The following is a 14,057-nucleotide window of genomic DNA, read 5'->3' as shown; positions in this document are numbered from 1 at the left end:
CCCTTTTAGAGAGGACAGCTTCATGACCGGGTATACCTCGTTCGACGTCGCCCACCTTGGAAACGTGGAACTGCTGACCCCCGTCTTCGAGGAAAGCCTGTGGTTCTTCCGCGACCTGCTCGCCATGCGCGTCGTGGCGGAGACCGGCAGTGGCGGCACGAGGTCCGCCTACCTTCGCACTTGGGACGAATACCAGCTCTACACCCTCAAACTCACCGCCTCAGCCGACGCCGGCGTCGGACGCACCACCTTCCGGACCACCAGCCAGGAGGCGCTGGAGCGCCGGGTCGCCGCCATCGAAGCCACCGGCCTGGGCATCGGCTGGGAAGACGGCGAAGTGGGCACCGGGCCCACGTACTCCTTCCGGGACCCCGACGGGCACCTCATGGGCATCTACTACGAAACCGAACGGTACGTGGCCACGGACGACAAACCCGCCCTGAAGAACCAGGCCTCGGCCTTCCCCGGCCGGGGCGTCAACGCCCGGCGGCTGGACCACATCAATTACCTGGCCAAGGACGTGGTGGCCAACGGCGAATTCGTGGCCCACGCGCTGTGCGGGCGGGAGAGCGAGCGCATCCGGCTCGACGACGGCGGATACGCCGCATGGTGGTTCCACTTCAACAACAAGTCCTACGACGTCGTGTACTCCGACGACTGGCTCAAGCACGGCAACCGGCTCCACCACGTGGCATTCGCCCCCGATACCCGCGAGGACATCCTGAAGGCCGCCGACATCTTCCTTGAAAACGGCATCCACATCGAGTCCGGGCCGCACAAGCACGCCATCAACCAGACGTTCTTCCTGTACGTCTGGGAGCCCGGCGGCAACCGGATCGAGCTGGCCAACGCCGGCGCCCGCCTCCTGCTGGACCCTGACTCGCCAGTGGTGGAGTGGAGCCAGGAGGAGCGCAAAAAGGGCCAGGCCTGGGGCATGAAGACCATCGAGACGTTCCATACGCACGGAACACCAAACATCCGCCAGTGAGAAAATTAAGGGATCCCGGCAGTACCGCACAGAGAGGTGCATCATCATGACCAACACAGTGGACACGTCCGCCCCGGTGACCACCGGCCTCTACATAGGAGGCACCGAACGCCAGGCCGCCGCCACGATGGACATTGCCGATCCGGGCAAGCCCGGCACAGTGGTGGGCCACGCCGCGGCAGCCGGCCCGTCCGACGTCCAGGATGCCATCGCCGCAGCAAAGGCGGCCTACCCCGGATGGGCAGCACTGGGTGCGCAGGAACGCGCGGACCGGATGCGGCAGGCCCTGGAAGGCATCGCGGACTTCCGCGACGAGGATGCCGCCATCCTCTCGCAGGAGAACGGCAAGATCCGCATGGAAGCCTGGGTCGACTCCCTGGTGTTCGAGATCAGGTGGAACCTCGCGCTGGAACTGGCTCCCGACGTCGACACCGCCAAGGTGCTGCCGCCCGCGCCCGGCATGCCGGTCTCCACCTCAGTCACCTTCCAGCCGCTGGGAGTCGTGACGGTCATCGTGCCGTTCAACTGGCCCATCGCCATCCTTGCAGCCTCCCTGCCGCACGCACTGCTGGCAGGGAACACGGCGATTGTTAAGCCGCCGCCCACCGCGCCGCTCGCAACGACCCGCGTGGTCCAGCGGATCGCCGAAAAGCTGCCCCCTGGGGTGCTGAACGTGGTGACCGGCAAGGACGCGGACATGGCCGAACTCATCACCAGCCCGGACATCGCCAAGGTCTGCTTCACGGGAAGCGTGGGCGGCGGCAAGCGCATCATGGAAATGGCCGCGAAGTCCCTCACCCGGGTGACCCTCGAACTCGGCGGGAACGACGCTGCCGTCATCCTGGAAGACGCGGTCCTCGATGAAACCCACCTGGACCGGCTCCATGCCGCCATCTTCGACACCACAGGCCAGATCTGCATGAACGCAAAGCGGGTCTACGTGCACCGTTCGCGCCTGGACGAGGTGGTGGCCGGGCTCTCGCAGCGGCTCGAAAAGGCGGTCATCGGCTACGGGCTCGACGACGGGACCACCATGGGTCCGCTGCACTCCCCCGTACAGAAGGCCTTCGTGGCCGAGCTCATCGAGGAGGCCAGGGAAGCGGGCGCGGATGTCAGGGAGTTCGGCACCCTTCCCTCGGACCCTGAACTGCGCGGCGGGAACTTCCTGCGCCCGGCACTGGTCATCGATCCGGATCCCGCACTGCGGGTTGTCACCCAGGAACAGTTCGGGCCCGTCATCCCCCTGATCCCGTTCGACACGGAGGACGAGGCGGTGGAGGCGGCGAACGCGACCTGGGCGGGCCTGTGCGGCTCGGTGTGGACCGCCGATCCGGCAGCGGCCGACCGCGTGGGCGGACGCCTGGTCTGTGGCTACGTCTGGGTCAATGACCACGGCGCAACCCGGCTGGACCTGCGGGCGCCTTTCGGCGGCATGAAGCAGTCCGGCATGGGCCGGGAACAGGGCATCGAAGGGGTCCGGGCCTTCCAGGACACCCGCGCCATCGCCCATCTCGAACCGGCCGCGGCCGAAGGGTAGGGCCTGCGGGCGGCCGGCAGTCATGAAGGGTCCAGGAATTACCAAATAGCTATCGACATTACCTATGCACATAGGTAATCTTGGAGGCGGGTGCACCGCTGCACCCGCCGAAAGGATGACCTGATGGCGACTCGAACCATGCCCGCCCCCAACCGGGCAGCCTCCCTGGAACTCATCAAGAATTTCTCGCTGGAGATGACCGGCAAGGACATTCCTGCCCTCATCGAGGCAAAGGACAGCATTCCGCAAGGCACCCGCATCAACGTCACCTTCCTCGGCAATGAGGACCTTGAGATGCGGGTGGCCGCGGCCAAGGCTGCCCGGGACCTGGGCTTCATCCCGGTGCCGCACGTATCGGCGCGCCGGCTGGCCTCGAAGGGGGACCTTGAGGAGTTCCTCGGGCGGCTCCAGGAGGTGGGCGCCGCCGAGCATCTTTTCGTGGTGGGTGGCGACCCCGCAGAACCGGAGGGCCCCTACGAAGACTCCCTGGCACTGGTCAACACCGGCCTCCTGCAACAGTACGGGGTGCGCGAGGTGGGAATAGGCGGATACCCGGAAGGCCATCCGGACATCCGCCGGGAAGACCTCTGGCGGGCCCTGGAGGACAAGGCCGCAGCCCTCGCCGCGCAGGGGCTGGAAGCCTCCATCATCACGCAGTTCGCCTTCGACACCGCGCCCGTTTCCGCGTGGATCGATGAGGTCCGGGCCAGGGGCATCCAGGCTCCCATCCGCGTGGGCACGCCAGGCCCGGCCGGCGTCAAGCGGCTGCTTGGCTTCGCGCGGCGCTTCGGGGTGGGCGCCAACGCCATGATCGTGAAGAAATACGGTTTCTCGCTGACCAACCTGATGGGCGACGCCGGCCCGGACCGGTTCGTCAACGACCTGGCCGCCGTGCTGGCCGACCGGGCACCCCGGCAGGACCAGCACCTGCCGGCGCAGGTGGGGCTTCACTTCTACACCTTTGGCGGCCTGCTGGCCACGGCCAACTGGGTCCGGCACTTCACCGCAGAGGGCTAGGCGGCACGCCATGGTCCTGCACACCGAATCCCGCAAGGACCAGTCCTGCCTGATCGTCCACGGGCCGGACCAGCCCGGCATCGTGGCCGCGGTGGCCGCCCTCGTGACCCGCAACAGGGGAAACATCGTGTCCCTGGACCAATACTCCAGCGATCCTTCTTCGGGTGATTTCTTCCAGCGGGTGGTCTTCAACCGGCCCGACCTGTCCGCGGCGATACCCGGGATCGAGGCCGACCTCGCCGGGACGCTGACACCACTGGGGCTGTCCTGGACGTTGACCGACCGCTCCATCCCCAAGCGTATGGCCATCCTGGTATCCACCTCCGACCACTGCCTGCTCGAACTCCTGTGGCGGCACCGGCGGGGTGAACTGCCGGTGACCATCCCCATGGTGATCTCCAACCACACCAACACCGCGGAGGACGTGCGGTCCTTTGGCGTCCCGTTCTTCCACGTCCCGTCCGCCGGGGCGGACAAGGCCGCGGCCGAGTCCCAAATCCTGAAGCTGCTGGAAGGGAACGTGGACTTCGTGGTACTGGCCCGGTACATGCAGATCCTGTCCCCCGGGTTCCTGGACGCGGTTTCCGTGCCGTTGATCAACATCCACCATTCCTTCCTGCCTGCGTTTGTGGGCGCCGCGCCGTACCGCAAGGCGAAGGACCGCGGAGTCAAGCTGATCGGCGCCACCTCGCACTACGTGACCAAGGACCTGGACGAGGGGCCGATCATCGAACAGGACGTGGCACGCGTGACGCACGCCCATTCAGCGCTGGACCTGCAGGCGCGGGGCGCCTACGTGGAACGCGCGGTACTGTCACGCGCCGTCCAGTGGCATGCCGAAGACCGGGTCATCCGGCACGGCAACCAGACCATCGTCTTCTAAAGACCCACCACCAATCCGATACAGAACAAGAGGTTCAACGTGGCACCGAAAAACCTGCAGGAAGTCCTCGACGCGTCGAAAGGGGCCGTGGACCTCCTCCGCAACTCCCAGATCGGCTCCTACATCTACCCGGTGGTCCCGGCCGACTTCCAGAACTGGATCAAGGAGCAGACCGCGTGGCGGCAGACGGCCGTGCTGTACGACCAGTCCCACCACATGGACAACCTGTTCCTGAAGGGCCCGGACGCCATCAAGCTGATCACCGCCACCGCCATCAACTCCACCGCCGTGTTCCCGGTGGACAAGGCCAAGCAGTACGTGCCCACCACCGAGTCCGGGCACGTGATCGGCGACGGCATCCTCTTCCACGAGGCGGAGGACGAATACGTGTACGTCGGCCGGTCGCCGGCCGCCAACTGGCTGCTCTACCACGGCGAAACGGGCGGTTACCGGGACCTGGAGATCACCGTGGACCGGCGCTCACCGTCGCGGCCGTACGGCCACCCCGTGAGCCGCCAGTACTACCGCTTCCAGATCCAGGGGCCCAACGCCTGGCAGGTGATCGAAAAGCTCAACGGCGGAGCCCTGGAGCAGCTCAAGTTCTTCAACATGTCCACCATGGCCATTGCCGGCACCACCGTCCGCACCCTGCGGCACGGGATGGCCGGCGCACCGGGACTGGAGGTGTGGGGACCGTACGCGGACCACGACCGCATCCGCGACGCGATCGTTGAGGCCGGAGCCGAGTTCGGGCTGGTTCCCGTCGGCTCCCGGGCATACCCGTCCAATACCCTCGAATCCGGCTGGATCCCGTCTCCCCTTCCGGCCATCTACACCGGCGAAGCGGAGCGGGGCTACCGTGAATGGCTGCCGGCCGACGGCTACGAAGCCACCGGAACCCTGGCGGGCTCGTTCGTGTCCGGGAACATCGAGGACTACTACCTGACCCCGTGGGAGCTGGGCTATGGCTCGTTCGTGAAGTTCGACCACGACTTCATCGGCCGGGACGCGCTCCAGAAGATCGACCCGGCCGCCCAGCGCAAGAAGGTTACCCTGGCCTGGGACGCCGAAGATGTCACCTCCATCTTCGCGTCGCTGTTCAACGTGGACGGACCCAGCTACAAGTTCTTCGACCTGCCCCTGGCGAACTACGGCTCGGCCAACTATGACTCGGTGGTGGACGCCGACGGGACCGTGGTGGGCTATTCGATGTTCACCGGCTACAGCGCCAATGAACGCCGCGCCCTCTCGCTGGCCACGATTGATCCCAACGTTCCCGAAGGCACGGAACTGAAAGTTGTATGGGGTGAGCCCAACGGCGGAACCGCCAAGGCCGCCGTCGAACCCCATGTGCAGACCGAGGTGCGGGCCGTGGTCAGCCCCGTGCCCTACTCCACCGTGGCGCGCGCCACGTACCACGGCGGGTGGCGGACGAACTACCAGTCGGCCTAGGCTGGGGACCCCGGAGTGCGGGGGCGCAGGCGCCCCCGCACCTTCCTTGAGCCCTTGGAGGAGTACCGCATGAGCCTTCGGTACGCGCTGCTTGCGCTGCTGCGCGTGGGCCCGCTGTCAGGCTACGAACTGCAGAAGCAGTTCTCCATGTCGGTGGGGCATGTGTGGCATGCCCCCGACTCCCAGATCTACCCCGAGCTGCGCAAGATGGAAGCGGAGAACCTCATCGAGGGTGAGGAGCAGCCCAGGGGCCAGCGCGCCACACGGCGGCTATACCACGTGACGGATACCGGAAACAAGGCCTTCCTCAACTGGATGCAGACGCCCCTGGAGTACGCCCGGGTCCGCGACCCCGCCCACCTGCGGGCCGCCTACCTTGAAGCGGCTTCGCCGGAGGCCGCCCGGGCGTTCTTCCGCCGGCACCAGGAGCAGTGGGAGTCCGAACTCGCCCAGTGGGAAGGTGAACTCCAGCGCATCGACCAGGTGGACAACCCCATGCTGGTGCGCCGGCTGGCCGTGACGGACCCGGCCGACCGTGAACGGACCATCGCTTTCAAGCGGTTCACCTACGAGGGCCTGGTGGACCGGGCCCGGGTGGAGATCGAGTGGGCCCGGCGCGGGCTGGAACTGGTGGACACACTGGAAGGCGGCGCCCGGCCGGAGCCGAGCGCCGCCCGCGCCTAGCGGAAACCGCCCTGGTCAGCCAAAGTTCTCGGCCGTGGCATAACCCTTGCCGTTGTACTTCTGCACAACCACCGAGGACACTGCCGGCTGGCCGTCCACGGTGGTGTTGACCGACGTACCTTCGAGCATCAGTGGCGCCTTCAGGTCCTTGATGTCCCGCAGAGCCGTCATGAAGCTGTCCCGGGTGGGTTCCTTCATGTTCTGGAACGCCTTTTCAAGGGTGGCGCCCACCATGTAGCTCCACATGCAGTGCGGGAAGGCCGGCATATCCGGGTAGTTCCCGTACTTCTTGAGTTCGTCAAGGAACTTCACGACGTCGGGGTCCTGGGCGAATGCCGGGCTCTGCGGCGCCTTGGCGAAGGACACCGAATAGATGCCGGGGTAGGCGGCGGCTCCGCCGGGCTCAAGGATCGCAGTGGGGCTGGACGTGTTGGAGGGCAGGAACCAGCTGGGCTTCCAGCCGATCTGCTGCGCCTTCTGCAACGCGGCGATGGTCAGCGGCGTGATGGACATGGCGTTGAAGAAGACGTCCGCCCCGGAGGCGGCGAGCTGGGTGAGCTGGGCATCAACGGACGTGTCGGTGGCCTCGTAGGTCTGCTCCCCCACCACCGAAATGTTGGATGCTCCCTGGATCGCTTCCTTGAAGCCGGCCACGTAGCCCTTGCCGTAGTCATCATTCTGCGACAGGATGGCCACCTTGTGCTGAGCGCCCGACTTCGCCAGGAGCTTGCCGAAGGCGCCCCCCTCATTCTGGTAGATGGGCACGAAGCCCAGCTGCCACGGGCTTTGCTTCCGGTCACTGAAGAGCGGGTCGCCGGTCATCACCAGCACCTGCGGGACCTTCTGGCTGATCGCGGCGTCGCGGAAGGCACGGTTGGTGGGCGTGCCCAGGCCGGCCGTGGCGGCAAAGACGTTATCCGACACCATCTGCTGGAAGTTGGCCAGCGACTTTTGCGGATCGTAGGCGTCGTCGTAGGACTTGATGTTCACGGTGCGCGTCTTGCCGTCGCCGAACTTCACGCCGCCGGCGGCGTTCGCGGCACCGAAGTAGGCCGAGACACCGGCCACGGTGCATTTGCCCGGGCCGGCGGTGGCGCCGCTGAGGGGGGTGGTAATGCCAAGGGTGATGGCCGAGTCCGTGATCCCGGGAGAGGACGCGGAACCGCCGCCGCCCTGGCCGCCGCTATCGCCCCTGCAGCCGGACAGGGAGAGCGCGAGGGCGGCCGTCACGGCAACGATGCCAAGTACCCCGCCGGGCTTCTTTCTCATGTTCATGGTCCATCTTGCCTCTCTGTTTGTTCATGTCCCTCCGGCGCATCGTCCGGTACCGGACGGTGGGTTGGAGCTGTCTGCTGGGAAGTTTCCCGGGCTGCACCGGTGGAGGACCCGCGGCCCGGCGAAGGGCCGGCACCGGTCCGGCGGGCCAGCCGGCGCACCACCCGGGGTACGCTCACCAGGCCGCCGGGCAGCAGGAACAGCACCGCGAGGAGGATGGCGCCCTGGCTGACGGTAGTGAGGTTGGGATCGATGGCGTTGGTCAACTGCGGAACGAAGACGTAGTAGGCACCGCCAAGGAGGGACCCGGCGATGCTTCCCGCGCCGCCGATCACCATGGCGGCCAGGAGGCTGATGGAGTGGCCGAAGCTGAGGGTTTCCGGTGAGGTGTACTGTACGGCAGCGAGGTACAGGAAACCGCTGGCGCCCCCGAAGATGGAGGCGATCGTGAACGCAAGGACCTTGGTCCGGTAGGGGGAAATGCCCATGGAGGCCGCAACGGCCTCGTTCTCCCGGACGGCCGCGAATGCCCGCCCGTACTTGCCCCGGACCAGGCTCCGCGCGAGGAGGAAGGCCGCGGCCGCCACCACCAGGACGATGTAGAACTGCCATTGGTCGTTGTCCAGCCCCGACCAGTCCGGGGCATCCGTGAACCGTGCGGAGATCCCCTGCGAACCGCCGGTGAATTCGGAGAGTCGCTTGGCCAGGGGTACCCCGACGATGGGCAGGGCGATGGTGACCATGGCGATGGCCAGGCCGCCCAGGCGCGCGGCCGCGAGGGCCACCAGCAGCCCCACTACCCCGGCCACGGCGCATGCCGCGACGAACACCAGCAGGATGTTCCAGCCGTGGTTGACGCCGTAGGCGGTGACATAGGCGCCGAGCCCCACGAAGAAGATCTGACCGAGGTTGACCTGGCCGGTATAGCCCATGACGATGTTCAGCCCGAGCACGGCCACGGCATAGACACCGATGCGGACCAGCGTTTGGTTCGCAAAGGCCGGCAGGGCCAGCGGCGCCACGATCAGCACGATGGCCACGACGGCGGCGAGGGGTATGCGGACCCAAGGCCTGCGTGCAGTGGCGGCGGCATTCATCAGACCCTCACCACGACCTTCCTGCCGAACAGGCCTTGGGGGCGGACGATGAGGATGACGAAGATCAAAGCGAAAGGCACGGCGATTTTGAGGTCGTGGCCGATGAGCGGAACGTAGACGGCCACCAGGTTTTCCAGGACACCGATCGCGGATGCCGCCACCACGCAGCCAATAGGGCTGGTCAGGCCGCCGAGGATCACGGCGGCGAGCGCGTAGACCAGGGCGGTGTCCAGCATGCCGGGCGTCAGGGTCAGCTGAGGAGCCACCAGGACACCGGCAATCGCCCCCAGGGTGGCGGCAAGTCCCCAGCCCACCATGAGCAGGCGGCCCACCGGCAGGCCGGAAAAAGCGGCCGACGCCGGGTTGTCGGCAACGGCGCGAAGGGCCAGTCCCAGCTTGGTGCGCAGGAAGAGCAGCTGCAGGACCACCATGATCACAACGATGGTCACGGCGGTGGCAAGGGACCTGACGCTGACCACTGCCCCGAGGATTTCAACGCTGGTCAGCGGGAAGAGCGACGGGAACCCCAGGTTGTTGTAGCCCCAAAGGACCGCGCAGATGCCGGTGACCAGGGTGAGCAGGCCGATGGTCACCACCACTGCGGTGTCCGGATCTCCCCGTTCGAACCGCCGGATCAGGAAGCGTTCCACCAGTGCGCCGAAGAGGAAGGACAGGACAATGGCGATGATGATGGCCAGGATGAGTGGCAGGCCGAGCTGCACGAACGCGTAGGCGATGTAGGCGGACAGCACAGCCATGCCTCCCTGTGCGAAGTTGATCAGGCCGGTGGCCTGGTTCACCAGCACGATTGCCAGGGCCAGGGCCGCGTAGATGGAGCCGGTGGCCAGGCCGTCGACGACGAGTTGGATGAAGGTTCCCATACCGTCAGCCCCCCAGGTAGGCGCGGCGGATTTCGTCCATGCCCTTGAGTTCGGCGGAGGTTCCGGTGAGGACGTTCCGGCCCGTTTCCAGGACGGTAGCGGTGTCCACCAGGGAGAAGGCGAGGTTTGCGTTCTGTTCCACCACCAGCATGGCGATGCCGGATTCGAGCCGCAGCCGCCGGATGGCCTGGTAGACCGTTTTGGCGGTGCTCGGAGCCAGCCCCAGCGAGGCTTCGTCCAGGAGCAAGAGTTTGGGTTTGGCCATGAAGGCGCGGCCAACGGCGAGCATTTGTTGTTCGCCGCCCGAGAGTGCTGCTGCGCGCGAGCCAACCCTGTCCTGCAGTTGCGGAAAGAGGTCCAGGCAGTAGTCGATGTCGCCGGCGATGGCCTTCCGGTCCTTGCGCAGGTAGGAGCCCACCATCAGGTTCTCGCGCACGCTCAGCTGGCCCAGGGTGCCCCGGCCCTCCGGGACGTGCGCTATGCCCAGTGCTGCCACCTGGTCCGGCCGGAGGCCCGTGATGTCCCGGCCGTCGAACCTGATGCTGCCGCCGGTCCGGACGCTGCCGCTGATGGCGCGGAGCGTGGTGGTTTTGCCTGCCCCGTTCGCGCCCAGGATGCCCACGGATCCGCCCTCCGGGACGCTGAGGGAAACCCCGTCCAGGACCTGCACGGGGCCGTAGTACGCTGTGACGCCAGTAAGTTCAAGCAGCGTCATCCGCGGCGTCCTTTCCGATGTAGGCCTCAATGACGCGGGGATCGGATTGGGCTTCCGCCGCGGTTCCCGACATCAGCTTCCGCCCGTGGTCCAGGACCACCACCTGGTCCGTCAGCGCAGAAATGAGTCCCATGTGGTGCTCCACGATGATGATGGTGAGGTCCTGCTCGGCGCGCAGGCGCTTCACGGTGGCGATGAGTTGTTCAACCTCCGCGTGCGACAGGCCGGCTGCCGGTTCGTCGAGAAGGAGCAACGCGGGCCTGCAAAGCAGCGCCCGCCACAACTCGATGCCCTTATGGAGCCCGTGGGACAGTTCGTCGGCGGGCACGTCCGCCGCCCAGCCCAGCCCGGCGTTGGCAAGGAGGTCGAGCGCCTCGGTGCGGACGGCGCGCTCGGCACGGACGGTGTACGGCATGCGGAGGGCCCACGAGACCGGGCCGCCGGGCAGCCGCGTGTGGCCGCCGAGGAGCACGTTCTGCAGGACTGTGGCGTTCAGCTGGAGCGCCGGATGCTGGAAGGTGCGTGCGAGTCCAAGGCGTGCCATCCGGGACGGGGCACTGCCGGACACCTCGGTCCCGTCGATAGAAATCGAGCCGGAGCTTGGCTTGTAGTGGCCGCTGATGCAGTTGAACAGGGACGTCTTCCCGGCACCGTTCGGGCCCACCAGTCCGAAGATGACGCCGGGCTCGACGTCGAAACTTACGTCCTGCAGCACCTTGACCCCGCCGAAGTGCAGGCTAACGTCCTTGAGGCTCAGGCTCGCGGCCACCCTGTACCTTCCTGTCGCATCATCGCTAGGAATGGATGCAGTTGATCACCACTGCACGAAACCGACGGTACGGATCGCGGACGAAATTGTCAACGATTTTGCACTCGGTTTGCGCCAGGACTCCAGTTGACGCTCAGCCGCCCGCAACAGACTGGATGACCAGTACTTCCTGGCCGGGCGCCACCTCGGTTTCCAGGCCCTGCAGCCGACGCACCTCGTCGCCGTCGACATAGACGTTGACGAATCTGCGCAGCGCCCCGGTCTCGTCCCTGAGCCGGCGGCCCAGCACGGCATAGTCGGCGGCGACGGCATCGAGCAGGCGCCCTACTGTTACCGGCCCGTCGGCGGGAGTGGACAGCACGGACTGCCCACCGGCCAGGGGCTGCAGGACACTGGGCAACAGCAGCGAAATCTCAGCCACCGGCTACCACTGCCGCCCGGACGCAGAGCACGTCCGGCAGGTGGGACGCTACCTCCATGAAGGTCTCCCCCTCGTCAGCGCTCGTGTAGACAGTCCCGCCCCGCGTGCCGAAGTAGACCCCGGCGGGTTCCGCCGTGTCCACCGATGCGGCGTCCCGGAGCACGCTGTTGTATTCCTGCTCGGGGAGTCCGGCGCTGAGCCGTGTCCAGGTGTTCCCGGCGTCGTCCGTGCGGTGGACGGCGAGCTTTCCGTCCGGAGGGATGCGTTCGCCGTCGGCCTTCAGCGGTACCACCCAGGCGGTGCCATCCCGGCGCGGGTGTGTCAGCATCACGAAGCCGAAGTCGGCCGGCAGGCCCTCGGCGATGGAGTTCCAGCTGTCAGCGTTGTCATCGGTCCGGTAGACCCCGTGGTGGTTCTGTGCGTAGAGGCGTCCTTCGACGACGGCGTCTGCGGCGATCTTGTGCACGCACTGGCCGAACTCCGGGTTGGGGTCGGGCATGAAGTAGGCCGAGATGCCCTTGTTGCGCGCCTCCCAGGACGACCCGCCGTCCAGCGAGCGGTACACACCGCCGGTACTCATGGCGACGTGCACGGTTTCTCCCGCCGGATCCACCACGATCGAATGTGCCGCCGCGCCTCCATATCCCGCTCCCCACTCACTGCGGTGCGGGTGGTCCCACAGGCCCCGGTTCAACTCGAAGTGCTCGCCGCCGTCCGTCGATTTCCAGACGGAGATAGGCTCAGCCCCCGCCCACACCACCCCGGGCCGGGACTCGGCGTCCGGGTAGATCTGCCATACGCGCTCCAGTGCGGCACCGGTGTCGCCTGGAAAGGTGATGGCGCCGTGCTCGGGCTCGGACCAGGTGGCGCCGAGGTCATCGGAGTGTGCAACGGTGGGTCCCCAGTGCGGGCTGCTGACTCCCACCAGGATCCTGGTGCGGCCGTCCCGGGTATCGATACCGATGCTGGGGATTTCGGCCATGAGGAAATGGGGGCCGGTGAAGGACCATTCCCGCCGGTCCCGGCTGGTGGCAAGCCACAGCCCTTTCTTGGTGCCGATTGCCAGGATGAAGGATTCTGCCGCCGTTGCCATGCGGACCATGCAACCACCGTCCGGGGGAACGCGCAACGGTTATCAGCCCGTCACCGGAGGGACCGCGGGCGGACAGGGGTCAGTCCACGAATTCAGACTGCGTTTCGATGAAGTCCCAGTCGGCAGCGGTGAGAACGGCGGCGGGATTGCCTGGATGCGGGCCGCCGGCTTCCGCGATCCCCTGGAGTACCGGAAGCGGCAACTCCGGAGCGCGGAGGTTCTGCCGCAGCCACTCTTTGCTGGCCAGGTCCAGGTCCAACCACCACATGTAGATTTCCACGATTCCCCCTCCCTGCTTCAGTTAAAACGGTAGGCGCGGCCCGAGCGGCGGACAAGGTCCCGCCGCTGAAGCAGGTGGCGCGGACCGGCTTTAGGGTACTGGCAGGTAACCTGGGCCGCCAGCCCCCAGGAAAGACGAGTACCCCCTACTGGCGACTGCCCCTGGCGGCGCCCCTAGCCTGAAATCTCAAAGCAAGCTGACCGTGTTGCTGGGGAATACGGCGCCACCTCTGGCCGTCCCCGCCATGGTCCGTTTCACGAACAGACATGGGGAGAAGACATGAAACGCACCTTAGCCACATTTGGGGCGGTGGGGCTTGGCCTCATGAGCCTCACAGCACCTGCCATCGCAGCTTCCGATCCAGTGGTCATCGCCCACTCCAGCGGAAGCGCGCTGATACCGCTGGTCAATGTCAGCGGCACGGGCGGCAACGGCAACGGCGGAACCAACAACGGCGGCGGCAATAATACTGGCGGGAACGGCAACGGCGGAACCAACAACGGCGGCGCCAACAATACTGGCGGCGGCAACGGCAACGGCGGCGGAACCAACAACGGCGGCGGCAACGGCAACGGCGGCGGCAACGGCAACGGCGGCGGAACCAACAACGGCGGCGGAGGCTCCAACAACGGCGGCGGCAACGGCAACGGCAACGGCAACGGCGGAGGCTCCAACAACGGCGGCGGCAACGGCAACGGCGGAGGAACCAACAACGGCGGAGGAACCAACAACGGCGGCGGCACCGACAACGGCGGAGGAACCAACAACGGCGGCGGCACCGACAACGGCGGAGGAACCAACACCGGCGGCGGCACCGACAACGGCGGAGGAACCAACACCGGCGGCGGCACCGACAACGGCGGAGGAACCAACACCGGCGGCGGCACCGACAACGGAGGCTCCAACACCGGCGGCGGCACCGACAACGGAGGCTCCAACACCGGCGGCGGCACCGACAACGGAGG

14 protein-coding genes and 1 pseudogene are annotated in these 14,057 nt (G+C 66.7%); 7 read left to right on the top strand and 8 right to left on the bottom strand.

Annotated features, from left to right (window positions below; all coding sequences use genetic code 11):
- The first annotated feature begins 22 nt into the window (after positions 1–22).
- From ACFVTD_RS11050 to ACFVTD_RS11025, 6 genes are all read left to right on the top strand, one after another.
- Entirely contained in the window at positions 23–988 is a 966-nt protein-coding gene (locus ACFVTD_RS11050) for a VOC family protein (RefSeq protein ID WP_387562311.1), read from the top strand.
- 46 nt (positions 989–1,034) lie between these two features.
- The gene (locus ACFVTD_RS11045) at positions 1,035–2,525 is read left to right on the top strand and encodes an aldehyde dehydrogenase family protein (RefSeq protein ID WP_387562308.1); all 1,491 of its coding nucleotides are present in this window, start codon (positions 1,035–1,037) and stop codon (positions 2,523–2,525) included.
- Between the two features lie 123 nt (positions 2,526–2,648).
- Positions 2,649–3,542 (top strand): methylenetetrahydrofolate reductase, encoded by an 894-nt coding sequence (locus ACFVTD_RS11040; RefSeq protein WP_387562305.1) that lies wholly within the window; start codon positions 2,649–2,651, stop codon positions 3,540–3,542.
- Positions 3,543–3,552: 10 nt separating this feature from the next.
- Entirely contained in the window at positions 3,553–4,425 is an 873-nt protein-coding gene (gene purU, locus ACFVTD_RS11035) for a formyltetrahydrofolate deformylase (protein WP_387562302.1), read from the top strand.
- Between the two features lie 39 nt (positions 4,426–4,464).
- Positions 4,465–5,877 carry an aminomethyl transferase family protein gene (locus ACFVTD_RS11030; RefSeq protein ID WP_387562299.1) on the top strand — a complete coding sequence of 471 codons (1,413 nt, stop codon included), beginning with the start codon at positions 4,465–4,467 and terminating at the stop codon, positions 5,875–5,877.
- Positions 5,878–5,946: 69 nt separating this feature from the next.
- On the top strand, positions 5,947–6,561 hold the full coding sequence (locus ACFVTD_RS11025) for a PadR family transcriptional regulator (RefSeq protein ID WP_387562296.1): 615 nt from the start codon (positions 5,947–5,949) through the stop codon (positions 6,559–6,561).
- Between the two features lie 15 nt (positions 6,562–6,576).
- Here ACFVTD_RS11025 and ACFVTD_RS11020 read toward each other — a convergent pair whose 3' ends face one another.
- The 8 genes from ACFVTD_RS11020 to ACFVTD_RS10985 all read right to left on the bottom strand — a co-directional run bounded on the left by ACFVTD_RS11020 (position 6,577) and on the right by ACFVTD_RS10985 (position 13,092).
- Entirely contained in the window at positions 6,577–7,830 is a 1,254-nt protein-coding gene (locus ACFVTD_RS11020) for an ABC transporter substrate-binding protein (RefSeq protein ID WP_387562293.1), read from the bottom strand.
- Positions 7,831–7,832: 2 nt separating this feature from the next.
- A complete protein-coding gene (locus ACFVTD_RS11015; RefSeq protein ID WP_387562290.1) occupies positions 7,833–8,933 on the bottom strand; it encodes a branched-chain amino acid ABC transporter permease in 1,101 nt (366 codons plus the stop codon).
- Positions 8,933–9,814 carry a branched-chain amino acid ABC transporter permease gene (locus ACFVTD_RS11010; protein WP_387562287.1) on the bottom strand — a complete coding sequence of 294 codons (882 nt, stop codon included), beginning with the start codon at positions 9,812–9,814 and terminating at the stop codon, positions 8,933–8,935. The genes ACFVTD_RS11015 and ACFVTD_RS11010 overlap by 1 nt, the downstream gene beginning before the upstream one ends.
- 4 nt (positions 9,815–9,818) lie before the next feature.
- Entirely contained in the window at positions 9,819–10,529 is a 711-nt protein-coding gene (locus ACFVTD_RS11005) for an ABC transporter ATP-binding protein (protein WP_387562284.1), read from the bottom strand.
- Positions 10,516–11,298, bottom strand: a complete 783-nt coding sequence (locus tag ACFVTD_RS11000) for an ABC transporter ATP-binding protein (protein WP_387562281.1) — start codon at positions 11,296–11,298, stop codon at positions 10,516–10,518. The genes ACFVTD_RS11005 and ACFVTD_RS11000 overlap by 14 nt, the downstream gene beginning before the upstream one ends.
- A gap of 133 nt (positions 11,299–11,431) precedes the next feature.
- The gene (locus ACFVTD_RS10995; protein ID WP_387562278.1) at positions 11,432–11,719 is read right to left on the bottom strand and encodes a MoaD/ThiS family protein; all 288 of its coding nucleotides are present in this window, start codon (positions 11,717–11,719) and stop codon (positions 11,432–11,434) included.
- Positions 11,712–12,821 carry an exo-alpha-sialidase gene (locus tag ACFVTD_RS10990; protein WP_387562275.1) on the bottom strand — a complete coding sequence of 370 codons (1,110 nt, stop codon included), beginning with the start codon at positions 12,819–12,821 and terminating at the stop codon, positions 11,712–11,714. Before ACFVTD_RS10990 ends, ACFVTD_RS10995 begins: the two co-directional genes overlap by 8 nt.
- Positions 12,822–12,891: 70 nt before the next feature.
- Positions 12,892–13,092, bottom strand: a complete 201-nt coding sequence (locus tag ACFVTD_RS10985) for a hypothetical protein (protein WP_387562272.1) — start codon at positions 13,090–13,092, stop codon at positions 12,892–12,894.
- A 279-nt stretch (positions 13,093–13,371) separates the two neighbouring features.
- On the opposite strand from ACFVTD_RS10985, the pseudogene ACFVTD_RS10980 reads away from it, so the two are divergent.
- Positions 13,372–14,057 (top strand): annotated as a pseudogene (locus tag ACFVTD_RS10980) (hypothetical protein); the annotation flags it as partial.

Source organism: Pseudarthrobacter sp. NPDC058119 (genome assembly GCF_042884655.1).
GTDB lineage: Bacteria > Actinomycetota > Actinomycetes > Actinomycetales > Micrococcaceae > Arthrobacter.
The sequence above is the reverse complement of the archived record's forward strand: the minus strand, read 5'-3'. Positions and strand labels throughout refer to the sequence as shown.

What these genes read in the sequence shown, in the direction of transcription:
- ACFVTD_RS11020 (WP_387562293.1), bottom strand. Translation starts at nt 7,830, where the DNA reads ATGAGAAAGAAGCCCGGCGGGGTACTTGGCATCGTTGCCGTGACGGCC.
- ACFVTD_RS11040 (WP_387562305.1), top strand. Translation starts at nt 2,649, where the DNA reads ATGGCGACTCGAACCATGCCCGCCCCCAACCGGGCAGCCTCCCTGGAA.
- purU (WP_387562302.1), top strand. Translation starts at nt 3,553, where the DNA reads ATGGTCCTGCACACCGAATCCCGCAAGGACCAGTCCTGCCTGATCGTC.
- ACFVTD_RS11005 (WP_387562284.1), bottom strand. Translation starts at nt 10,529, where the DNA reads ATGACGCTGCTTGAACTTACTGGCGTCACAGCGTACTACGGCCCCGTG.
- ACFVTD_RS11050 (WP_387562311.1), top strand. Translation starts at nt 23, where the DNA reads ATGACCGGGTATACCTCGTTCGACGTCGCCCACCTTGGAAACGTGGAA.
- ACFVTD_RS11045 (WP_387562308.1), top strand. Translation starts at nt 1,035, where the DNA reads ATGACCAACACAGTGGACACGTCCGCCCCGGTGACCACCGGCCTCTAC.
- ACFVTD_RS11010 (WP_387562287.1), bottom strand. Translation starts at nt 9,814, where the DNA reads ATGGGAACCTTCATCCAACTCGTCGTCGACGGCCTGGCCACCGGCTCC.
- ACFVTD_RS10990 (WP_387562275.1), bottom strand. Translation starts at nt 12,821, where the DNA reads ATGGTCCGCATGGCAACGGCGGCAGAATCCTTCATCCTGGCAATCGGC.
- ACFVTD_RS11015 (WP_387562290.1), bottom strand. Translation starts at nt 8,933, where the DNA reads ATGAATGCCGCCGCCACTGCACGCAGGCCTTGGGTCCGCATACCCCTC.
- ACFVTD_RS11025 (WP_387562296.1), top strand. Translation starts at nt 5,947, where the DNA reads ATGAGCCTTCGGTACGCGCTGCTTGCGCTGCTGCGCGTGGGCCCGCTG.